The sequence below is a fragment of the Enterococcus sp. DIV2453a genome (assembly GCF_050533535.1).
GTDB lineage: Bacteria > Bacillota > Bacilli > Lactobacillales > Enterococcaceae > Enterococcus > Enterococcus faecalis.
In genome coordinates, this window is the sequence record NZ_CP172899.1 from 1,576,768 (window position 1) to 1,599,042 (window position 22,275).

A 22,275-nucleotide genomic window follows, 5' to 3' on the forward strand; every position below is an offset into this window, starting at 1 on the left:
AAAAGCAAGCCTTATTCTCATTCTTAACTTTTGTTATTTTTTCTTACTTGTCCATATTTCCCTCGCCAAAAAAAACCTTGATAACCGTTTCTTCAATTGCAACGGAATATCAAGGTTTCGAAAAATTATTCAGTATACTCTTTGGTTTCTTGTAACGTACCATCTTGCTTATAGATTTTCAGCTTTGTTTGCTTATTCCGAGCAATTTCTTGAGCTCGTTCAACCGCCTCTTGTTTGTGGGTAAATGTATTGCTTGCTTTTTCAGCGCTGTCTGAAATCACCAACCATTGGTTGTCTTTATATTTAACGTTGACAGCCGCCGTTAATAATTTTCCAGCATGTTTATCCTGTTTATGCGAATCTTGTTTCGTAGGATTTGCTTCATGTTCGAAGGCCTTTTTGTCTGCTGCACTTGCCTCTTGATACCATTTCTCCGCTTGACTAATCGCAATTGGAATGGCACGATCATCAGGGTAGCCATCCGCAAGCAACGCATTGCCAATATCTATCGCTTTTTTCCGAATCAAAGGTGCTAAATTTTTCATTGATGTAGGATAATCATTCATATTCCAAGGCATCAAAATCTCCTCCTTAAATTCTGTCTATTACTAGCTTACTACAGAAAAGGAACATTTGAAAAAGAAATGATTACTTTGAATATTTCCTGAACATTCTTGAGAGAATAAACCTAATTTCCCGTTGGCCAAACTTCTCAATCTTTGAGTGTATGATTACTCATTTCCCTTTGAATCAGTTATGATAAAGGAAGAAATAAATAAATTTTTTGGAGGGATTTTCATGAAAATGTCTAAAGTACTCACCACTGTTTTGACGGCAACTGCTGCTCTTGTGCTTCTTAGTGCTTGTTCATCTGATAAAAAAACAGATAGTAGTTCTAGTAGCAAAGAAACAGCTAATTCAAGTACAGAAGTAGTCTCTGGTGCTTCAATTAGTGCCAAACCTGAAGAACTCGAAATGGCGTTAAGTGATAAAGGAAATTGGATTGTCGCAGCTACTGACAATGTCACTTTTGATAAAGAGGTAACAGTTGCTGGTACTTTCCATGATAAGGGGAAAGATTCCAACGATGTCTATCGTAAATTAGCGCTTTATTCTCAAGATGATAATAAAAAAGTAACTGCTGAATATGAAATCACGGTTCCTAAGCTAATCGTTTCTTCTGAAAATTTCAACATCGTTCACGGGACTGTCAAAGGTGATATTGAGGTGAAAGCAAATGGCTTTACTTTAAATGGTACCAAAGTTAATGGCAATATTACTTTTGATAAACAAGAATACAAAGATTCTGCTGACTTAGAAAAAGATGGTGCCACTGTTACTGGTGAAGTCACCGTAGCCAATAATTAAGTCATTACCAAACAATTTTAACTAGTAAAAAACCAATGACAAATGTTCAATCAAATTTGTCATTGGTTTTAGTTTGTAAACACAGTGCCAGCATTGGTAGATAATTACAAAATGAACTCACTCTTTGCCATAAACCTAAATAATTAAATGGTTTTACCTGTTGTAGCTGTGGAATCCTTGCTAAGCCATATAAGCCGGCTGCAAGCATACATAAAATAAACAAAAAGCCAAAAAGGTTTTTATTTTTTTGCGAACCGTATTTACTATAGATAATGGTTAAGACGCCTGATAACAACAAAAAGCCTGTATAACCGACTGCTGATCCTCCGTTATGAAGCGCGGCAGCAACTGTGCCAGTGCTTGAAGTGTCTACGCTGAAGAGCCCACTGAAAATACAATCAAATAAACCATAAGCGCCAATCATTGCCACTACTAACCAAGCACCTTTTTTCGTTTTTCTGGAAAAAATAGCATAGATCCTAGGTAAACTTGCTAACATCAACATTCCCGCAATGATAGTTAACCGATTAAAGTTTTCCCTAACTGGACTATTCACATCACCTAATAAGCTAATTACTTCTGTCAATTGATTGTAACCTTGATCTTTGAATCCGACATAATAAGGTGTAAAAAAATCAAGTAAGACCCCTAAAACTAAAAAATAGCCGCCATATTTTTTTAAAAACTGCATCTATTCACCTCAATTTTGATTTTCTATTTACTTTAAGTATAGCATATCAAAAATTCCAAATAATGAAACTTTCTTTTCCACTAAAAAACTTTTCGTCAGCGCGAGACGAAAAGTTTTACTTTAGGATTCAATAGAATCTACAATCTTATCATTTTCTTTTGATTCATTTAGCCACTCCGAGACAATAATTTTAATGATTGCAGCAACAGGAACTGCTAAAAACATCCCTAAGACGCCGAAGTACGCTCCCCCAATCGTGATTGAAACAATAATTAAAATCGGATTGACATTTAGGGCATCTCCCATAATTCGAGGACCAATAATATTGCCGTCAATTTGTTGTAAAATTAATAAAACTAGTAACACCGTAATGGCTTGAGTAACACCACCTGTGAAAAGCGTAATCATACCAGCAACAATTGACGCAAAAATCGAACCAAAATAAGGAATCATATTACAAATACCTAATAAAATCCCCAAAGTCACAGCAAATTTCACATTCAAAATACTTAACAAAATCGTTGATGAAACGCCAATTATACAAGCATCAAGAAATTGGCAACTGATAAATTTATAGAAAATTTTATTCGTTGTATTTAACCAGGTTTGTGTTTGCTTGTACACTTTTTCAGACAGCAATTTGTGGGCGGCCTTTTCAACAAATGTCAAAATAGATTGCTTAAATACCAGCGCATATATTGAGATAATCAACGTTAAAAATGCATTTAAAAAGAATGAGGAAACATTTTTAGTCAACGTTCCTAATGAAAATAACGCTTGTGTCCATTGATTAAAAAAACGTTCCGGCGACAAATCTTTAAGGACACTATTTAAATATTTTTCAATCGCGGCTGTTTTTAAAATCCCTTTATCTTCTAAACTCATCACAAACTGAACCATGTGATCATAAAAAGTGGGTAAAGAGTTTGCTAAATCTACTAAATTACTAATGAGTAGCGGAACGATATAGTTTAATGTCAAGACAAAAATAAACAAAATAATCAGGTACAAAAGGAGTACACTCAAGCCGTGTTTCGCTTTTTTAACGACTGGTAAAGGAACTCTTTCTAGTAATCCCTCGATTTTTTTCTGACTTCCACTCAATAAATAAGCAATCACGAACCCAGTAATGAATGGGGATAAGATGCCTAACAAACCCGAAACACTATGGACAAAGTGCTGATAATTCGTGATTAATAAATAGCCAACAATCAGCGCCATTACAAATAAAAAGCGGACAACCCAGTAATTCCAATCAACATTGTATTTCTTCAATCACTTCACCTCTAAATAAATTATGCCTATCATTGTAATTGTAAACGATTTGTGGCAAAAGGCAAGTTTGTCCATTCGTTCTTGATGAAATACACAAAGAAGCCTGACACTTTAAAAAATGTGTCTGTTTATTCTGCAGTATAAAAATGAGGCACTAGACCTTGCTTCTTTTCATAAAAGAAGCAACTTGGGCTACAAGTACGTTTAACTTGTAGCCCAAGTTGCTTAGATAGACTAAATTTATTTTTTCGATTCCACTGTGACCGTAAAGTTATCCATAATGAAATCTTTATCGGCACCTGTTGTAAAAATACCAAACGTAGTGTTTCCTGAAGCATCCCCAATTATTTCTGCTTCATAATGCTTGGTTTGACCATCTGCTGCTGTCGAAGTCAACTCACCGACTGGCTTAAAGTCATTGTTATTTTTCAACTCCCCATTAATGGTCCCAGCAGTAAAGACATTTTCACCATCAGTTTGATAATCAAACTGGACCGTATATTTCTTGTTCGGTTCAAATTTAATATTTTGCGGAATTGTTTGAAGCATCAATCCTGCTCCTTGTTTATGGGCTTTCAAGGACCAGTTGCCTTCTAATACATCTGAAACAAGGTTTCCATTCCAACCATATTGTGTGTAAGGTTCATTTCTTTCTGATAAATGAATCCGTGGATCTTCTACACCACCAGCTGAGCCTTTAACAAACGGATATAACCCAACTGCTTGTGTGTCTTCAAAATCTTGCTTAATAACTGTTTGTTTGTCTGGGTTCATGATATCCGTTTGACGCTCAACAATTCGTAAATCATCAAATTTTGTAACGGAATTGCCTTTATCAACCGCTAACGTCACCGAGCCTTTTTTGGCATTATCTGGGATTTCAAAATCAATTCGCATATTTTGCATATACTGCGGATTTTTCCTGCTTGTATGGTTAATATCTGCCTGAATATAGTTTTGGGCAACCGAATTATTCACTGTCCGCGTATATTTTTTTCCACCAATTTTAACAGTTACTGTGGCTTTGCGATCATGTGTTTCTGTGTTTAGATACAAACTATATTTTCCTGGTTTAGGAAGATTGATGTCTTGTTTGATTTCGGTTCTTTCTTTTTCTGAACTAAAGACATAATCACCGTTAGCATCTTTTTTAACCTCTCCATCACCTCGGAAAACTTTCCAGTTATTTTTCAAGGTATTGGCTTCATTAAATCCAGGATCTTTAAATGGTGTTCCTGTTCCAAATGTCATCGGTTCAATACTGTCAGGTTCAGCAATGACATACGGTGTATTAGCCTCGGCTTGGATGGTCACTTGGTTATTTGTAGTGGCAATTGCGCCTTTGTCAATACGCCCTTGATCTGTTAATTCATATAAATGTAAATTCGTTTTTCCTTGCATTTTCTTATCCAATGACCAAGTGCTGGTACCGCCTTTTGGATTCCAGTGATATAGTTTGTCTTGACCATTGACATTCCAAGGCAGTAGATACGCATCACCTTTTAGAACTTCTGTCTCATTTAACGTAATGCTTCTTGGCGAATTAGCATCTGCTTGAGTAACGGTCACTTTTTCAGCACCGTTCGCTAATTTAATTGTGCCATAGATTTGACCATCTGCTGCTGTTGTAGTTTCCCAGTTTGTAATTTGGTAATGTTGTAAGAACTTAGTTGGGACATTAATGGCAAAAGTTTTTTGGCGATAGGTATTAAAATTGGTTTTACCCACCCAACCTTCATAGGCTTCAAATTCAGCTCCACCTAACAAAGGGTTGTCGGAAATAATCCAAGTGTCTTTTTGGTGATTCCGAATAAAACGAACGATTGTACTGTTAAAGCCTTTCGTTGTTGTACCGCCGTAATCTTTTTCTGCAGACCAATGGTTCCAAACCGAGTCATACTCTAAAGCATTCGGAAATTCATTGGTTGTAAACCAACCGAGTGAATTAATTTCTTTACTTAGTTGACGACTTGCCCAACCTGATTCGCCTTGATTGCCCCAAACATCAACATAAATATAATCTAGATTCGGTGCTTTTTGTTTTAATTCTTTAAAGCGCTCATAACGACGACCACTCAATGCATCGGGTCTTTGTTTAATAAAATAAGACGGATCTAACCAATCCCAGCCACGCTTCGTTGGATCAACTAATTCCTCATTAAATCCTTTTGCTTCTGGGTAAGACTCGGTGTCATTAATATGCACACCGAAAACGGCATTTAATTTATGGCCTTCATCAATTAATTGATTCAACGCTTGTTCCCCACCAGGTCGCTGACCAATAGCACCGTAATCTGGATGTGCAGAATCATGTCCTTCATTTTGATACCCTTTTAGTAAATTCATTTGTCCTAATCCATCTGTTAAATTGTAAATGCGTTTTGATTCGTCTAACGTCACTAAGAATGGGTTTGTCGCCTGACTAGCAAAGTTAAAAGGAATCCGTTGGTTGACTAATTCAGGGACTTTTTCCGCGCCCATTGGGTTATTCATAATTGAACGGAACCCAATTGCCGCATCTTGCCAATCCACCCGATTGTCGTCGTTGCTATCTTTTGAGAATTTAACTTTCACTTCTGGTGTTTCTCCAGTTGTGTAATTTTCCGGTGCATCAAATGGTCGATAGGTCCATGCCCCACTTGACAAGGTTGTTACAAAACCAGTCGCCGCTTCTTTTGTTTGTTTATGGATTCGATTGTTGTCACTACCATCGACAGAGCCGTCTCCATAGGCGTTCGTCCAAAAACTTGCAGCATAATTCGCTGTATTTAAGAAACCATACATATATTTTTTCGTTTCTTCTTGGCTTGTTGTAGTTAAATCTTGGATAGTATCACCATTTTTATTTCCGTTATTTGCATTTGTCCCAGTATTCATCACAACGCCAGCAAAAGTCGCCCCTTCATCTGTACTATTGACAGAAATCAAGCCTTGATTTGGAATTGAAATTGTGTGTATTTTGGTTCCTTCTTCACGAATATCTGAGAGTTTCATAGCTAATTCTTGGCCTTCGGAAACAGTCAATGTCGTTGTGAAACGCAGGCCAATTTCTGGGACAGCTACGTTATAAACGGCTTGATTTGCTTCACTCTTTTGTTTTTCAGCAGTTGCTTTATATGCTTTGCCATCAATCATTACTTGGTCAATTTTCTCGTGTTGGCCATTAAAAATCACTTGATTACTCTGAGGGTCTTCGTAGCGAATAATTCGTGGAAATTGTGGATCAACCACGGCTGTTAAATCTGCAGAAGAGATTTTGTCGCCTTTTTCAGCTTCATTGTCTTTAGCAACAACAACGCTGGCTTTTGCTTTGATGTTTGTATTTTCCAAAGTACCGTCGACTTCAAAAGTCCCTGGTTCTTTGTATGCATCAGGATCGATTTCATCCCAACGGACTGCTTCATTGGCTTCTTTACCAGTATTATAGGTCACTTTTACTTGTTTCGGTAATTTTGGTGCGACACCAATTTTTGTAAAAACTTTGACTGGCGCAATTTGTGTCACTTCTGGCACAATTTCTGGAATGCTATCTACGGGGCCATTTTTAAAATAGTCATAATTGACAATTTTTTTGTCGTACCACAAACGGACACCCACATGTCCGGCTTCTGTTGGAATTTTGTCTCCGTTGGCCAAAACAGGTTCTCCTTCGTAAATCAACGTGGTGTTAAGCCAGATAGTAATTTTTTCACCAACATAACGTACTTTCAACAAATAATTCGTATCTTCATTTAACGTTGGCCCAGAAATCGAATCATTCCACGAATTAGGGCTTTCAACTAACCATTTGCCATTCGCGTTGTAGCCTACAAAAACCCAGCTATCTTTGGTATTACCACGAATAATCACACCCGTTCGACCGCTTCCAGCAGTGTATTTAAACTTTGTTTCTACTTCACCATCAGCTAATTTAGGGGAATCTAAATTTAAAGATACGGCATTATTACCTGCTGCTGCATCTCGTGAAATCGCCAATGACTCTCCTGCTAATTCTCGATTTGTTTTACCAATCACATCTTGCCACTCACCAATTTTCCCTCCTGGAAAATCAGATTGCCACAATTTTTCTTCTGTTGCGGCAGGTTCCACCATTGATGAGCTTGTTTCAGTGCTGCTGTTTGTTGTTTCTTCTGCAGACGTACTTAATGGTACTAAAATCGTTGCGCTTGCCAATAGTGTCAATGTACTAAATCGTTTTATTTTTCCATGTTTCATCTGATAAATCAGCCCCCTAACATTTTTTGAACACGCTTTCATTATTAACAATTAAAGGGGCGTTCCAAAAATAAATTCTTTTATTTTTGGAACGTCCATCTCTAAATCATTCTCTTAAAAACTTTGATTACTTACGACAACAAGTCAGAATTATTCATCCTCGTCATCTACTGCAACATTTAGCAGCAATTCGTTGACTTTCACAATACTTTCTGCTGATTCCTTAACATAGTCACCTTCAATCGCTAATAAACTTGCATTTACATAGCTGATAACCATCGGTAAATTCATTCCAGTATATAAGTCAAACGAAGCACCTTGCATAATTTTTTTAGATAATATATTACAAGGTGTCCCCCCTAATAGATCAGCAAAGACAACAAAATCTTCTAACGATTCCGTAATCGCTTCAAATTTTTCTAAAAAGTCAGCTTCACCTTCTTCTGGTAATAAAGCAACAGTGGAAATTGTTTCTTGCGGTCCCATAATCATCTCCGCACTTTTTTTCAATTCCTCGCAAAAACGGCCATGACTTACTAAAACTAAATGTTCACTCATCGATTTTCTCCTGTCTTACTTATTTTGAAATAACACCTAACGCAGACAATGCGACACAGACAATTAATACGATAAAAATGGCTTTAGTAGACGTCATATTCTTTTTACCTAGCATCCAATAAACGCCACCGACAATTCCTGCAGGAAGTAGGCGTGGTAAAATCATATCCAAGTTATTTTGCATGTTAAGTGTTACATCCCCAATACTTGGTGCCCATGATAGTTTCACATTAACCATCGTTGCCACTAAAGCGCCAACCATGAAGACCCCTAGTAAAGTTGCAGCGTCTGTTAAGGCAGTTAAGCGGTGTTGCATAGTTGTTACCAAAGAAATTCCTTCGCGATACGCAAATTCCAATTGTTTCCAACGGAAGACCATCACGGCAATTTGAGCAACAATCCAGATAAAGATACCAGTTGGGTTGCCATTAATCGCCATGTTGGCAGCTAGCGCCCCAAAAATAGTTGGAATTAAAGCTGCGAAAATTGAATCCCCAATTGCTGCAAACGGTCCCATTAAACCAGTTTTCAAACCTGAAACTGTTTGTTTTCCAGCAATGCCTTCTTTTTCTTCAATGGCCAAATCGATCCCTGTAATAATCGTATTAAAGAAGTTTGAAGTATTGAAAAATTGCGTGTGTGTTTTCATCACTTCTTTTAATTCAGGCGTATCATCCCCATAAATTTTACGCAATTGTGGCAAAATCGTATACAAGTAACCTGATCCTTGCATTCTTTCGTAGTTCCAACCTAATTGGAAAGTAAACAAGCTTCTGCGATTAATTTGTTTAAAATCTTCTTTCGTCAATTTATAATTAGATTTCGTCATCTTCAATCTCTCCTTCGTCTGAATCATTCGCTGCATGTTCTTTTTTGGCTGCTGGCCCACTCGGAATCATTTGACCATTTTTGTAGCTAATTGCGGCTAAAGCGAAACCAATTAAAGCGACTGCTAACATTGGTAGTGCGTTAAATACACCACTGAAGTCTTTCACAACGCTCGCAACAGATGTTCCTAAAAGTTGCATGTTTGTAAAGATTGTTCCTAGTAAAGCAGTTACAGTGAAACCAAGAATTAAATAAGGGAAATGTTTTTTCACTGGTAAGTAACGTAGTAAAATTGCAAAACCGACCGCTGGTAAGACCGCCCCAGCAACAGACAAGCCATCACCTAACCATTTCAAATCGCCATTTAGGACAGATACAACTTTTTGTACTAAACCACCACCAAAAGCAAGTGCTAAGAAGACTGGAATCATTCGAGAAAGAGACCAAGGTAAGGCACCCATTAAGAAGTTACGTTCAATTCCTTTGTAGTTCATATCTTCGACCATTTTATCAATTCGATGTGCAAAGTAGGTATTCGCAAAACGAGCCAAAATGTCTAATTGAATCATTAAACTAGCAACTGGTACTGCAATAGCAGCGATTGCTTGTTCAGGGTTCATTCCTAAAGACACAGAAAATGCTGTGGCAAGAATCGTACCTGAGTTAGCATCAATTTTGGAGGCACCCCCGAAAGTCCCAACTCCTAATACAGTTAATTGCATACTTCCACCAATAATAAGTCCTGCTTTAATATCCCCCATCACTAATCCTGCAAAAAGACCTGCAAACACTGGCGCACTTAATGAAGAATAAATTTGTAATTCATCTAAAATTTGGTATCCTGCGTATAATGTTAATAATAAGATCTGCCACCATAAGATATTCATTTTTTGTTCCCTCCTATTTTGTTATCAAACTCATAAAGTCTTCCGCTTTGTCACTTGGCACCATTTGAGCAATCAGATGGACACCTTTATCATTTAACTCTTTAAAAACCTCAATATCTTGATCGACCACATTGATTGACTTAGTAATCGACCGTGTTTCGTTTGTTTGAGACATGTTCCCAACATTGATTTCTTTAATCGGCACCCCAAGTTCTACTAGTTTTAATAAACGATCTGGTTTCCGTACCACAATTAGTAAACGTTGTGAGTCGTATTTTCCTGCTAAAATATTTTGAGCAGCTTTTTCAACTGGTAACACGCTTAGTTTCACGCCAGCTGGTGTTGCTAATTTCAAGCCACTTTTTTCAATGGCATTCCCTGCAACCTCATCATCAACGACCATAATTCTGGAAATATTCAATTTTGTCGCCCATAAATTTGCCACTTGTCCATGAATCAAACGTCCATCAATTCTTACGCCAATAATACTCATTGTAATCCCTCTTTCATTTCTTTATATAGTGGTTCTTTTACTAACTGAATTTCTGGTTGGTACGTTCCTTCCGTTTCAAAAATGACGATCTCATTTTGCCCTTCTTTTAATAATCCTTTGGGAATATATAAGGAAAGCGTCGGACCAACATTCCAGAAACGACCAAGATTGGTTTGGTTAACAAAAACAATTCCTTTGCCGAATTTAGAAACATCAATAAATGTATCTTTCACTTCTGCTAACTCCACATGATACTGGTAAAAGCTTGGTTGATCAGGCTGCCATTCTCTTGAATAGTCTACCTGTTCACAGCTTGTCATAGGTAAACAATATTGTTGCCATTGCGTCATAAAATGTAAATCTGCCATGACACCCGTTCGAATCCCTTTTTTCTGAGTATCTGCAAATAGTTTATGCCCGTAATTGACACGACCCATATTTTCCATTAAAATATCGATTTGATTATTCTCTTGCGGCAGTGTAACGTAAATATCTTCGCCAATTTCCGTTTGATATTGCGTTGCTTGATGTACCTGATTGACAAATAATTGCAGACGATCACGACCGTCAATCACTCTTAGCTTTTCTTCTGCAGCATCTTTTTCAATGCTTGTTCGGTAAAGAAGATAGCCGGTATTTTGTCCTAATTGTTCCATGGTTTGCGGATAAACGCTGACCACTGGCTGACTAATCGTTTCTAAAGTCGCAAACAAACTCACTTTGTTGGTTAAAGGAATTGCTGTTTGCGCAAAAGAATCTTTTACTAATGGTTCAGCTTGTGGTAACGCAGGGTACTCTTCGTGAAGCATTTTTTGTAACGCAAAATACTTTTCGGTTGGGTTCCCTTGTTCATCAAGTGGCGCATCATAATCATAGGAAGTGATTTGTGGTAAATCAATGGTTCCTCGTGCGGAGCAGCCATTCATAAACCCAAAATTGGTGCCGCCATGAAACATATATAAGTTGATACTGCCTAATGCTAATGCTTCTCTAACTGATTCAGCCAATTCTTGCGGATCTCGTTTAATAATTGGCTCTTTCCAACGATTAAACCAGCCATCCCAAAATTCCATACACATTAGCGGCCATTTTTTACCATGTTCTTCAAAAAAGGCTTGCATCATACCGAAATTTTCTTTGGCTTTTGAGCCAAAATTTCCGGTTACTAAAATATCATCTTCAATCATGCTGCCTGCCCGCAATGTTGCGCGCCATGGCCCGTCAGAAGTAAAAAATGGTGCTGTCACGCCGCGTGCAATCATCAAATCGCGAATCGCCCGTAAATACGCTTTTTCTTCGCCAAATGAACCATATTCGTTTTCGATTTGAATCATTAAAATATTGCCACCGTTAGCAAGTTGATGCGGAACAATTTTTTCCATTAAAACATCATAATATTCCGCAACATGCTTCAGATAGGTTGGATTATTCGAACGCATCCGTCCTGGTTCATTTAATAGCCAGGCTGGAAAACCGCCAAACTCCCATTCTGCACAAATATAAGGAGACGGCCGCACAATCGCATATAGTCCAAGTTCTTGTGCTAATTTTAAAAAGCGCTCCAAATCTAATATTCCCTCAAAATGAAATGTTCCTTTTTGCGGTTCATGTAAATTCCATGGTACATATGTCTCAACTGTATTAAAGCCTAAAGCTTTCAAGTTATAAAGTGAATGATACCAATCTGAGGGATCTACACGAAAATAATGAATGGCGCCTGATAAAATTTTAAATGGTTGACCATTTAAAAGAAACTCCTCTTTAATTTCAAATCTGTCCACATTGCCACCCTTTCTAGTAAACGCTTTCAATTACTGGATAATTGCTAAATAAAGAAAGCTCTTTATTTAGCAATTTCAACTACTTGGATGTTCATAAGATGTTTCTTCACGTTCTCTACATCTACATGCCCAGTCATTCTTTCTTGGGCATTAGCCATTCCAGCCGCCATGCCCCATTTTAGCAGTTCGGCCGCTGGGGCATCCTTGGCTAGTCCATAGGCAAGACCAGCAATGGTTGCATCTCCTGAACCAACAGGATTTTTAGCTTGAATCGTTGGAATTTTTACACGATAGAATTGATCGTGATGTTTGGCAATTGCACCATCTTTTCCTAAAGATATGACAATCCATTCAATTCCCGCAAACATTGGTTTTGTTAAAGCTGTTTGTACAGCTGCTAATGGATTTTCTGAAAAATCTTGCCCTAGCAATCCTTCTAGTTCCTCTAAATTAGGTTTAATTAAATACGGTTTCCATGGTCCTTGAAGAACTTGCCTTAAACTATCACCAGAAGTATCTAGTAGCACTTTAACCTCTTGTGCGTGAGCTTTTTGAACTAATTCTTGATAAAAATCTGATGGTAATCCTTTCGCTAAACTGCCAGAAATTGTGACAATTTCTGCTTGCTTAATTAATTGATCGAAATTTTCAAGGAAGTTACTGATTTCTTCTGGGGAAACAGTTGGTCCAGCTTCTAAAATTTCAGTTTGATTCCCCTCGTGCAAAATCGCAATCGAATCACGTGTTTCTTCTTTGATTGACGTAAATGCTTGGGGGATGTTTGCTTTCTTTAACTCATTTGCAATAAACGCCCCATGAAAACCACCAAGAACGCCGGTAGCGATAACATCTCCACCTAAATCATGAATAACGCGAGTGACATTTAGTCCTTTGCCACCAGGGGTTTTGGTCACCTGACTGGTCCGATTAACGGTATCAAGCTTTAGATGATCTAATAGGTAGGAGATGTCAATTGACGGATTCATTGTTACTGTTACTATCACAGCTATGCCTCCCAATTACCCTTCGTTTACTTGAACTTTCGCATGCCAAGAGCTGGCGGTTGCCGCGATGACTTCATTTAAACTTTCAATGTTTTCTCGGCCTTCTGTTTTTAACCAATCACAAGCCGCAGTTTCTCCTGCTTCAACGAAAGGTTTCACGCCATTTTTCCACGTAGCACGGCCACATAAAACACCATTAAATGTTGAACCAGCTTCTTTAGCGAAACGTAGTGTTTCTTGGAATAGCTCTGTTGAGACACCGGCACTTAAAAAGATAAATGGTAAATCAGTGGCTTGACTTTGTTCTAAGAAATAATTCGCCGCTTCCTCTTTTGTATACGCTGTTTCAGCCGGCGCAAAACCTTCTACAAAATTCATATTAACTGGAACTTCCACTTTCAATACATCTACTTTATATTGGGGTTTAGAAAATTCTTTCATCATTTCATTCACTTTATGCGGTTTAACTTTTGCATATTCTAAAGAAGTTGCATCTGCTATTTGTGCATCATAAGAAACTAATTCTAAGTAAAATGGTAGGTCTTCTTCTGCACATTCACTCCCTAAGCGTTCAATAAATACATGTTTTTGATGATTGATTTCTGGATCCTCATCCACATCATAGTAGAGTAAAAATTTAATCGCATCTGCGCCTTCTTCTTTCAAGCGTAAAACAGACCAATCTGCTAGTAAATCAGGCAATCGTCCCGGAGTTGTTGCATCATAGCCCGTTTTTTCATAAGCGAGTAACAATCCAGCCTCGGTATCGCGTGCTTTTGCAGCAGGCAATCCATATTCTGGATCCAATAAAATGGCGGACGCATAAGGTGTCAATTCTTTCGAGACTAATTCTTTAAACGTTTCAATTTGTGCATCAGTTGGCTCTACATCTAGCGCTTTGATCATTTTTTTCAAGGCACCTCGTTGATCAATGGCTAATGCGCTAATGATTCCTTCTTGGGTTGACAAACGATCCATTGCCGCTTTTTTTCCAGCTGTTAACGTAAGCATAGTTCCTCCTCCAAATGTTGTATTATTTATAGTCATAAATCGTTACACCTTTAACCACACGATTCACTGTACCTGTCGGTGAAGGGGTATCCGGTTTATTTCCAACTTTAATAGATGTTAAAAGTGCGACTGTTTGGGCTACCATGATATCTGCTAATGCTAAATAGCCATCAGGTAATAGAGCAGTTTCTGCGGAATATTCAATAGTTGAACCTGAGAAATTACGTTTGCCAGGTTGAGCAATCGCAAAAACACCCGCCGCAATTTCGTCACCGTGAACTTCTTCTAAGATATCCAAGTCATAATCTCTTGTGTATGGTGTATTATTAACAAAACCAAACATTATTGTTTTTTCATTAATAAATGATTTTGGTCCATGACGGAAGCCCATAGAAGAGTCAAAAATTGTGGCAACTTTACCGGCTGTTAGTTCTAAGATTTTTAATTGCGCTTCTCTTGTCAAACCAGCTAAACTTCCAGAACCAACATAAACAATTCGTTCAAAATCAAGGTTAACAATTTCATTTAATTCTTCTTCACGGGATAGCACTTCTTCACCTAATTTAATTAGAGCGGTTACATAATCTTGTTTTTGCTCAAAAGCTGTTTGATCAAAGAGTAGTAATGTACCCAAGGTCATGCAAGAAAAGCTACCAGTCATCGCAAAACCACCATCATTGGAACGTGTTGGCATTAAGAATAAAAAGCTGTTTTCTTCTTTTTGGCTTATTTGTGCCAGTTGTCCTTCTTCGGCACAAGTAATCGCTAAATGATGAATTGTTTCAACCACTTGATTAGCTACTTCAACTGCCGCTAAACTTTCAGGACTATTTCCACTTCTTGCAAACGAAACTAACAATGTTGGTTCGTCTTTAATCAGATAATCTTCTGGTTTGGCCACAATATCCGTTGTCCCAATACTTTCGAATGAAAAGGCTTGTGTGTCGCCGTGTGCTCGGAGATAAGGTACAACCGTATCACCGACATATTGTGAAGTCCCTGCTCCTGTAAAAATTACTCTTGTGCGTTTTCCTTGCGCTTTGGCTTGGACTTCTTTTAAAAAGTTTTCCAAAGCTGTTTGATTTTCATAATAAAGTGTCACGGTTTCTTGCCAAAGCTCAGGTTGCTGACGAATTTCACGTGTTGTGATTTCCGCTCCTAGTTGTTCTAGTTCTTCTTTTTCTGCTGTAAACATACTTAACTCTCCTAACTATTCCGAATATGGCGTATCTGATAATGAAATTGGTCTGCTCGTGCCACACTCAACGTAAATTCAATAATTTCATTTTTCATGTTATATGTCTGCCGTGCTAAATGAAGGACTGGCGCTCCTTCTGGAATCATCAATAATTTGGCATCTTCTTTTGACGCAATGCTAGCGTATAATTCTTCATCAGCTAAACGAACGGTTTGCTTAAAATCTTCCGAAAATAGATCATATAATGGTTTGCTACGTAGTAATTGATCCGTGAGTGATAAGAAAAATTTCACAGGCAAGTATGTGTCTTCAACCATTAATGGCTCGTTATCAGCAATCCGCAACCGACTTAATTTAAAAACTGCCTCTCCTAACGAAAGATTCAAATGCTGACAAATAAATTTATCCGCTTCCAATTTTTCGAAGGATAATATACGGGTATGTGGTTTTCGACCCAGTCCTTTCATTTGTTCTGTAAAACTATATGCGCCAGCTAAATCAGCGGCCTCTTTTTTTATATCTGAAACAAATGTTCCTTTGCCATGACGACGATAGATGGAACCTCTATTTTCTAGTTCTTGTAGCGCTAACCGGACCGTCGTCCGACTCACTCCATATTGTGCAGTCAATTCACGTTCAGAGGGCAACTTGTCATGAGGAATCATGCATGTTTCGATTCGTTCCTGCAGCAAATCAACAAGTTGATGATACAAAGCTTTGTTTTTAAAGGCATTTTCCATAACTTTCTCCTTTACCCTAACTGGTTATAACCACAAACCAATAGTACGGTGGTTTTTTTTATTTTGTCAATAAAAAGTATTAATAAATATCTTCATACCGCTATAACCTTGAAATGACAACGTTTACATTTTTTTATTTTTCTTTATTGTAATATTTTTTTCCTCAAGAAATTATTTTTTATAAAAAACCACCCTTAAATGTGATACCAGTTGCTGGCTTTATTTTAAATAGACAAAAAAGAGTATGAGACAAAAATCACTTTAGATTTTTGTCTCATACTCAAAATCTGAAAAACAGTTCTATCCCGACTTCTTCGTTTCTATTGTTTGGTTCTGGCAACAACTAACAAGTAACTGATTTTACGAAATCCATGAAAATATTCATTATTGAGCATATTCAATCCTTCTGCTAATTTTCGTATAAGATAAATATTGATTGAATGTGTTGACACAACGAAAGGCCGTCCTGTTCGCATATTGATCATAATAACGCTTGGTATACCACTGAAATTCTTTCGTCCAAGGTTTGACATGGCCAGTAAAGTGGATAATGGATGGTGCTCTTCTCGTTTCGTCATATTGTCTTTCTCCATAAATAGTTGGATGTTTTTTCGCTTTTGACAGAATATAACCTTGGGCATTCCACTTAGGATGTAACTGGGTCCAACGGTCGTGTAAAACCGCATTCAATGCATCTTGATCATGGAAACGTAATTTATCTGGATTTTCTTCAATAAATCTTAAGACTTTAGTGGTTACATCTAAATTCAACCATTTTTTAACATCGATTAGCAACAAGCCTGAGTTAAAATAACACATAGATTCTGCAGGAATCGCCATTTTTTCCAAACGTTGATGGAACCCTGCATCTTCCACAGCGGCGATGATATTTTCACCTAAATCAACTGTCCATAATTTTGCGACATCATCTAAGGCAATCATGTCACAATCCATATACAACAGCCGTTCGATCTGGCTTCTTCTAAACAACTCTGGAATAGCAATCCTGTAGTAAGCTGTTTTGGGAATTCGCTCACTGGTTACAACATTTTTGAAAAAATGGGGGTTGATTTTTAAAAATGTTAACTCTGCATTGAGTTGGGTATGTTTAATCGTAAAGTACAGTAGTTGCTTGCTTTCAAAATTGATATTGTCATCAATCACATAAAAATGAACAGCTGCCGCTGAAGGACTATTTTCTAAAATTGAAACAAACATAGCAGCAAGATGCGGTACAAAGTTGGTATTGCAACATGAGACAATCGCTAATTCTTTTCTATTTTCCATTTCTTGCACCTACTTTCTTTAACTTGTTTAGATAAAGAGCTGTATAAGGATGATTTTCTAACGTATTCCAAGGTTTATCGTGTCCAGTAAAATGAATAATCGCTGGCTCTTGATTTCCCGCTGTATATAATTTTTGATAGGCTTCATTAGGCGCTTCATGACGATTAAAAACTAAAGACGTCTGCATATTCCATCTTGGTTCTAGAGCTAGCCAATCTTCATAAAGAACAGCGTTTAAAGCATCTTGATCATGATAAACTATGCGGTCCCCATTTTCTTCTAGATACTGAATTGTTTTTTGCGTGATTGCTTTCTCGTTCCATCGGTCAATATCAATAATCATAACTCCTGAATTAAAATAATAATCGGAGGAATCGATGCCCAAACGTTTCAAGGCATATGCTTGCCCAGGATCAATAACCGCGCCAATCGTTTGGTTCACTAATGGCGTATCATACAACTGGACAATATCATCTAAAACAAGCGTATCTGCATCTAAATAAAGAACCTTTTTATAGCTATATTTTTGTAAAAGTGACGGTAAAGAAATGCGTAAGTATGCGGTCGTTGTAATATGATCACTCACTAAAAAATTTTGATACACTTCTTTGTCTGCTGTTAGAAATTCAACAGTTGCATTTTGTGAGTTACTACTAACCGTTTCTCGGAGTGCTTTTTTGCTAGATAGCGACAGCCCATCATCAATCACATAAAAATGAACAGATCTCTCCGCATGACAATTTTCTAAAACAGTTGTCATCATTACATTCAAATAAGGAGCATAATTTTCGTCTGAAGCTGTCACAATTGGCACAATCTTCTGATTTTTTCTCATCAAAACCACTCTCCTCTTTTATTTTTATAGCTAAGTTCCTATTCAGAATAGGCCCTGAAAAACTTATCTGCAAATCATATGCTCATTGTTTTATAATATAATTATAATAAAAATATATTTTATGGCTATAAAATAATTTTGTTTTCCGTTAACAACTATAAAAAAACAACATTTCTCTTACTTTATCCTCAAAAATACTATTTATTTAATACTTGTTTTACTAATTTTTTTATCTAAAAATCCGCCTGTTGTATTTTCTGTTGATGATAATTTTAAAATGTACAGCGAAACTTAATATAAATTCTAAACTGACTTCTTACTCAATAAAAGAGCGAAAAAGCCTGGGACAAAAATCACTTTGGATTTTTGTTCCAGGCTCAAAACCGGATAAACGGCGGGAACAGAACCAATTCCTTCGAAAATAAACGGCTCTGTTCTGACCTCTTTCACTTCATATATGATTCTCTTTCCCTTCCAAAAGTTATCCTTCTTAAATGATCTATGGCGTAGTCGGATAATTTTGGACTGTCGTTTGATTGCCATTTTGACTAAACAAGCTAGTTGATTGTGCATTTTTTTGTTTTTCTACTTCTAAGACTTTGTTTTTTTCAAAAGCCACATCATAGTTGTAGTCCTTTGGTTGCACTTCTTGGAATCCTTGTGGTTTATAAAAACGTAAAAGGTTTTCCTGATTTAATTTGTCAGATAAACTTAACGATTTTTTCACCCAATCGTTATCTTTCGTGACTTCTGCTTTTAAATCTGCTGGAACTTGGTCTAATTTTTTCCCTTGATTATTGTAGATTTCCCCACCTAGATAAGAAAATTGAGGCGTTACAAAATCGCCATTTCTAAAAGGAACCACTTGTTTATATTGAGGAGATAAAAGGTCCGTGCCAAAATGGATATAATTTTTATCATCGACACCTAAAAGATGGTACAGTGTCGGTAAAACGTCAATTTCCCCACCATATTCGTGCATGATTTTCCCTTGCGTATAGCCTGGCATGTAAAACATCAAAGGTACTCTTTGCAATTGCGCATTATCATAGTTTGTCCACGTTTTTGGATCGCGGTTGAAAGCTTTACATAAGTCCTTGTTGTTTGCATCTGAAATACCGAAGTGATCACCATAAATAACAAAAATAGAATGATTATATAAACTTGTTGTTTGCAAGTAATGGAAAAATTGTTCTAGCGATTGATCCAAATAGTGCGCTGTTCGAACATAATCATCCACAATCGAATTGCCTGTGTTCAATTTAGGAAACGGGAAGTTTTGGTCATCCGTATAATAAGGGGTATGATTGGTCACAGTTAAAAACTTCGCATAGAATGGCTGCTGTAAATGCTCAAGCTCACTAGCTGATTCACGCAACAATTGTTTATCTAAAATACCGTAACCTAGCATTTTGTCATCTTTTGAAAAATATGACCGATCAAAAAAGTATTGATATCCTAAGTTTTTATACACATGGTCCCGATTCCAAAAACTCCCCACATTTCCATGGAAAACAGCGGTTGTATAGCCTTTTTGTCCTAAAACAGCGGGAGCTGCTTCGAAAGTATTGTCTGATCCTAATTGTGTAAAAAGAGATCCTTGCGGGAGCCCGAATGTTCCTGTTTCTAACATGTTCTCCGCATCACTCGTTTTTCCTTGCCCTACTTCATGAAAGAAATTATCAAAACTGATTGTCGCTTTGTTTTGATAGAGCTGATTTAAAAACGGTGTAACCTCTTGGCCTTGGACTTTCATATTAATCAAAAATTGTTGAAAACTTTCTAAATGAATCACAAATACATTTTTTCCTTTGGCAATCCCGGCATACTGTGGATTAAGCGGTAAATTGTTTTGCTTGGTAAATTTCATGATTTCAGGTAATTCGTTTGAACTAGCTTCTGCTCTTACCTCATTTGACATGGCTGTTTTGACACCATCGATGGCTGTGAATGCATCCAAGCCAAGATATTTTACAATATAATTACGGTCAAAAATTCTTTGAAGCAATTGAGGACGATCGGTTTCGCTTAAAAATAAGTTAACCGAAAAGAGCAAGACACTTAAACAACTAATTGAGATCGCCAATCTTCTGTTGATAGGTTTGGTCACAAAGACTTGATGATTCCGTCGCTGTTTAAAAGAGCAAAATACCAAAACGAGCAGCACTAAAGTATCTAGCCAATAAAAGACATCGTGGACTCTCATTAAAGCAAGTAAATCACCAGAAATCCCTTCTGAAACTTTTGAAAAGCCAAAAACAGATTGGATGGTAATAAAGTCAGTGAATTCACGATAAAAAATAATATTCAAATATAAAATTAATGTATTTAAAACATTTAAAAGAGTTAAGCTAAGCATAAATGTTTTATGCTTTTTAAAATACAAACTAAAGCCAAATAATAACAGCGTAGTAGCAACTGGATTGAACCATAAAATTTCTCGCTGGAGACTGCCCTTAACGCCCAATGAGAAATCTAGGTAATACGCCAGAATCGTTTTTGCCCAAAAGAGTAAAACAAAAAATAAAAAGAGTCCTAATCGGTTATTTATTTTTTTCATCTAAGTTTGTCTTCCTTTCCCTTCAAAAAAAATCTTGATTTGTTAAAAATAAAACCTAACTCTGCGCAATGACTTTTTCGCTAGCGGAGAATTGGATAAATAACTTAAAAAGATAATCGCAATGGCGCAACATCCAAATAAAAGCCATACGTTTGTAAAAGGTGTTCGAGTAAGCGAACTAGTAATAGGCTTTGTAATTAAAAGACTTGGTAGCGCAACCCCTAAAGAATTGCCAATTTGCTTACATGTCACCGCAATGGCTGCTGCCGTTCCTGACTGAGAAAGTGGCATTCCTTCAATCGCTGTAATGGTAATCGGTGAATTTAACATCCCAAACCCAATGCCTAAAAAGATATAAATAACAAATAAAATAATCATAGGCGTTGTTTTAGTTACAAATAATTGTAAAAAGCTAACAGCCAACATTGAAATACCACAAAGCATAATAGGACGTTTCGTTCCTATTCTCCCTACCATTTCGCCAGCTCTCGGTGCAACAAGAAAACTAACAAAAGCCAAAGGAATGGTTGATAAGCCAGCTTCCAACGGGCTGAAGCCTCTCATTTCTTGCAAATATAGCGTGTTTAAAAATAAATAACCGTTATATATGATAAAGCCAAAAATAGCTAAAAAAGAAGCCGATGTAAAGGGAATAGATAAAAAGAAGCGCGGATTGATTAACGGATTGTCAATGTTATATTCATAAATAAAGAAAATAACAATGGCTAAGCAGCCGATTATCCCAGTACTTAAAATATCTGGCGCGAAAAGCCCTTTTCTAGGTAGTCCGATAATGGAATAGATAGAACTAAATAGAAAAAGAATCATCAATGCTTGACCAACAAAATCATTTTTCACCGTCTTCTCTACTTTTGACTCAGGTACAAACTTTTGTGTAAGGATGATTGCCGTAGCAATGATCGGTACATTAACAAAAAAGACATACCGCCAGCTAAAATAAGAAACAATCAGTCCGCCAATAATCGGGCCCATTCCTAAGGAAATCCCTGTAACAGAGCCCCACAAGCCAATTGCTTTCGCTCGTTCTAACTTTTCGGTAAATACCTGTGTAATAATAGACATTGCTACTGGATTTAACATAGAACCACCAATTCCTTGCAACATGCGAAACGCAATCAATTGCCCTGGGGTTTGCGAAATCCCACATAGGAAAGACGCTAAACCAAAACAGGCTAAGCCCAATTGAAGGACTCGTTTACGGCCAATTCGATCTGCTGTAGACCCAGATAACAACAATAAGGATGCTACCATTAAAGTGTACCCATCTGTTACCCACTGTAATGTAGACAGATTCGTGTGAAAATCACTTTGAATGGATGGTAACGCCACATTGACAACCGTAACATCCATGGTCACTACAAACAAACTCATGCAACAAGTATACAAAATAACTTTTTTTCTATCGATCATAAAAACAGTCCTTTCTAGCAACTACATAAAACAGGAAAAGCAACAATGACACTTAAACTTCTAACGACACGATTATCGCAAGTACTCACGTATCAACAGTTCTTTATATTGCT

General features: G+C 37.1%; 18 protein-coding genes. 1 reads left to right on the forward strand and 17 read right to left on the reverse strand.

Annotated elements, in window-relative coordinates:
* Window positions 1-125 precede the first annotated feature (125 nt).
* Window positions 126-578, reverse strand: a complete 453-nt coding sequence (locus IGK03_RS07820; protein WP_010707489.1) for a DUF2188 domain-containing protein — start codon at window positions 576-578, stop codon at window positions 126-128.
* 178 nt (window positions 579-756) lie between these two features.
* Here IGK03_RS07820 and IGK03_RS07825 point away from each other — a divergent pair, with 178 nt between their 5' ends.
* Window positions 757-1,368: a lipoprotein gene (locus IGK03_RS07825; protein WP_002382413.1), complete on the forward strand. Its 612-nt coding sequence runs from the start codon at window positions 757-759 to the stop codon at window positions 1,366-1,368.
* A gap of 46 nt (window positions 1,369-1,414) precedes the next feature.
* Here IGK03_RS07825 and IGK03_RS07830 read toward each other — a convergent pair whose 3' ends face one another.
* The 16 genes from IGK03_RS07830 to IGK03_RS07905 all read right to left on the reverse strand — a co-directional run bounded on the left by IGK03_RS07830 (window position 1,415) and on the right by IGK03_RS07905 (window position 22,162).
* The gene (locus IGK03_RS07830) at window positions 1,415-2,059 is read right to left on the reverse strand and encodes a DUF998 domain-containing protein (protein WP_049096009.1); all 645 of its coding nucleotides are present in this window, start codon (window positions 2,057-2,059) and stop codon (window positions 1,415-1,417) included.
* Between the two features lie 120 nt (window positions 2,060-2,179).
* Window positions 2,180-3,334: an AI-2E family transporter gene (locus IGK03_RS07835; RefSeq protein ID WP_430602200.1), complete on the reverse strand. Its 1,155-nt coding sequence runs from the start codon at window positions 3,332-3,334 to the stop codon at window positions 2,180-2,182.
* Between the two features lie 240 nt (window positions 3,335-3,574).
* Window positions 3,575-7,549, reverse strand: a complete 3,975-nt coding sequence (locus IGK03_RS07840) for an endo-alpha-N-acetylgalactosaminidase family protein (RefSeq protein ID WP_154052160.1) — start codon at window positions 7,547-7,549, stop codon at window positions 3,575-3,577.
* A 150-nt stretch (window positions 7,550-7,699) separates the two neighbouring features.
* Entirely contained in the window at window positions 7,700-8,107 is a 408-nt protein-coding gene (locus tag IGK03_RS07845) for a PTS sugar transporter subunit IIA (protein WP_002361967.1), read from the reverse strand.
* Window positions 8,108-8,126: 19 nt separating this feature from the next.
* Window positions 8,127-8,936 (reverse strand): PTS system mannose/fructose/sorbose family transporter subunit IID, encoded by an 810-nt coding sequence (locus tag IGK03_RS07850; protein ID WP_002357254.1) that lies wholly within the window; start codon window positions 8,934-8,936, stop codon window positions 8,127-8,129.
* Window positions 8,923-9,822: a PTS mannose/fructose/sorbose/N-acetylgalactosamine transporter subunit IIC gene (locus IGK03_RS07855; RefSeq protein ID WP_002357253.1), complete on the reverse strand. Its 900-nt coding sequence runs from the start codon at window positions 9,820-9,822 to the stop codon at window positions 8,923-8,925. The genes IGK03_RS07850 and IGK03_RS07855 overlap by 14 nt, the downstream gene beginning before the upstream one ends.
* A gap of 13 nt (window positions 9,823-9,835) precedes the next feature.
* Window positions 9,836-10,315: a PTS system mannose/fructose/N-acetylgalactosamine-transporter subunit IIB gene (locus tag IGK03_RS07860; protein ID WP_202334847.1), complete on the reverse strand. Its 480-nt coding sequence runs from the start codon at window positions 10,313-10,315 to the stop codon at window positions 9,836-9,838.
* The gene (locus IGK03_RS07865; protein WP_025188927.1) at window positions 10,312-12,126 is read right to left on the reverse strand and encodes a glycoside hydrolase family 35 protein; all 1,815 of its coding nucleotides are present in this window, start codon (window positions 12,124-12,126) and stop codon (window positions 10,312-10,314) included. Before IGK03_RS07865 ends, IGK03_RS07860 begins: the two co-directional genes overlap by 4 nt.
* Window positions 12,127-12,158: 32 nt before the next feature.
* Entirely contained in the window at window positions 12,159-13,100 is a 942-nt protein-coding gene (locus IGK03_RS07870) for a hexose kinase (protein WP_010706669.1), read from the reverse strand.
* 15 nt (window positions 13,101-13,115) lie between these two features.
* Window positions 13,116-14,111, reverse strand: coding sequence for a tagatose-bisphosphate aldolase (gene lacD, locus IGK03_RS07875; protein WP_002357245.1), 996 nt, complete (start codon window positions 14,109-14,111; stop codon window positions 13,116-13,118).
* Window positions 14,112-14,133: 22 nt separating this feature from the next.
* Window positions 14,134-15,306 (reverse strand): SIS domain-containing protein, encoded by a 1,173-nt coding sequence (gene agaS / locus IGK03_RS07880; RefSeq protein WP_010707482.1) that lies wholly within the window; start codon window positions 15,304-15,306, stop codon window positions 14,134-14,136.
* Window positions 15,307-15,317: 11 nt separating this feature from the next.
* The gene (locus tag IGK03_RS07885; protein WP_002360115.1) at window positions 15,318-16,049 is read right to left on the reverse strand and encodes a GntR family transcriptional regulator; all 732 of its coding nucleotides are present in this window, start codon (window positions 16,047-16,049) and stop codon (window positions 15,318-15,320) included.
* A gap of 384 nt (window positions 16,050-16,433) precedes the next feature.
* Window positions 16,434-17,336 carry a glycosyltransferase family 8 protein gene (locus tag IGK03_RS07890; protein WP_202334848.1) on the reverse strand — a complete coding sequence of 301 codons (903 nt, stop codon included), beginning with the start codon at window positions 17,334-17,336 and terminating at the stop codon, window positions 16,434-16,436.
* The gene (locus IGK03_RS07895) at window positions 17,326-18,171 is read right to left on the reverse strand and encodes a glycosyltransferase family 8 protein (protein WP_010823749.1); all 846 of its coding nucleotides are present in this window, start codon (window positions 18,169-18,171) and stop codon (window positions 17,326-17,328) included. The genes IGK03_RS07890 and IGK03_RS07895 overlap by 11 nt, the downstream gene beginning before the upstream one ends.
* Before the next feature lie 499 nt (window positions 18,172-18,670).
* A complete protein-coding gene (locus IGK03_RS07900) occupies window positions 18,671-20,731 on the reverse strand; it encodes an LTA synthase family protein (protein WP_202334849.1) in 2,061 nt (686 codons plus the stop codon).
* A gap of 42 nt (window positions 20,732-20,773) precedes the next feature.
* On the reverse strand, window positions 20,774-22,162 hold the full coding sequence (locus IGK03_RS07905; protein ID WP_289857967.1) for an MFS transporter: 1,389 nt from the start codon (window positions 22,160-22,162) through the stop codon (window positions 20,774-20,776).
* Window positions 22,163-22,275 lie beyond the last annotated feature (113 nt).

What these genes read in the sequence shown, in the direction of transcription:
- IGK03_RS07895 (WP_010823749.1), bottom strand. Translation starts at nt 18,171, where the DNA reads ATGAGAAAAAATCAGAAGATTGTGCCAATTGTGACAGCTTCAGACGAA.
- IGK03_RS07860 (WP_202334847.1), bottom strand. Translation starts at nt 10,315, where the DNA reads ATGAGTATTATTGGCGTAAGAATTGATGGACGTTTGATTCATGGACAA.
- IGK03_RS07845 (WP_002361967.1), bottom strand. Translation starts at nt 8,107, where the DNA reads ATGAGTGAACATTTAGTTTTAGTAAGTCATGGCCGTTTTTGCGAGGAA.
- IGK03_RS07820 (WP_010707489.1), bottom strand. Translation starts at nt 578, where the DNA reads ATGCCTTGGAATATGAATGATTATCCTACATCAATGAAAAATTTAGCA.
- IGK03_RS07840 (WP_154052160.1), bottom strand. Translation starts at nt 7,549, where the DNA reads ATGAAACATGGAAAAATAAAACGATTTAGTACATTGACACTATTGGCA.
- agaS (WP_010707482.1), bottom strand. Translation starts at nt 15,306, where the DNA reads ATGTTTACAGCAGAAAAAGAAGAACTAGAACAACTAGGAGCGGAAATC.
- IGK03_RS07830 (WP_049096009.1), bottom strand. Translation starts at nt 2,059, where the DNA reads ATGCAGTTTTTAAAAAAATATGGCGGCTATTTTTTAGTTTTAGGGGTC.
- IGK03_RS07855 (WP_002357253.1), bottom strand. Translation starts at nt 9,822, where the DNA reads ATGAATATCTTATGGTGGCAGATCTTATTATTAACATTATACGCAGGA.
- lacD (WP_002357245.1), bottom strand. Translation starts at nt 14,111, where the DNA reads ATGCTTACGTTAACAGCTGGAAAAAAAGCGGCAATGGATCGTTTGTCA.
- IGK03_RS07900 (WP_202334849.1), bottom strand. Translation starts at nt 20,731, where the DNA reads ATGAAAAAAATAAATAACCGATTAGGACTCTTTTTATTTTTTGTTTTA.
- IGK03_RS07850 (WP_002357254.1), bottom strand. Translation starts at nt 8,936, where the DNA reads ATGACGAAATCTAATTATAAATTGACGAAAGAAGATTTTAAACAAATT.
- IGK03_RS07905 (WP_289857967.1), bottom strand. Translation starts at nt 22,162, where the DNA reads ATGATCGATAGAAAAAAAGTTATTTTGTATACTTGTTGCATGAGTTTG.
- IGK03_RS07825 (WP_002382413.1), top strand. Translation starts at nt 757, where the DNA reads ATGATAAAGGAAGAAATAAATAAATTTTTTGGAGGGATTTTCATGAAA.
- IGK03_RS07890 (WP_202334848.1), bottom strand. Translation starts at nt 17,336, where the DNA reads ATGGAAAATAGAAAAGAATTAGCGATTGTCTCATGTTGCAATACCAAC.
- IGK03_RS07885 (WP_002360115.1), bottom strand. Translation starts at nt 16,049, where the DNA reads ATGGAAAATGCCTTTAAAAACAAAGCTTTGTATCATCAACTTGTTGAT.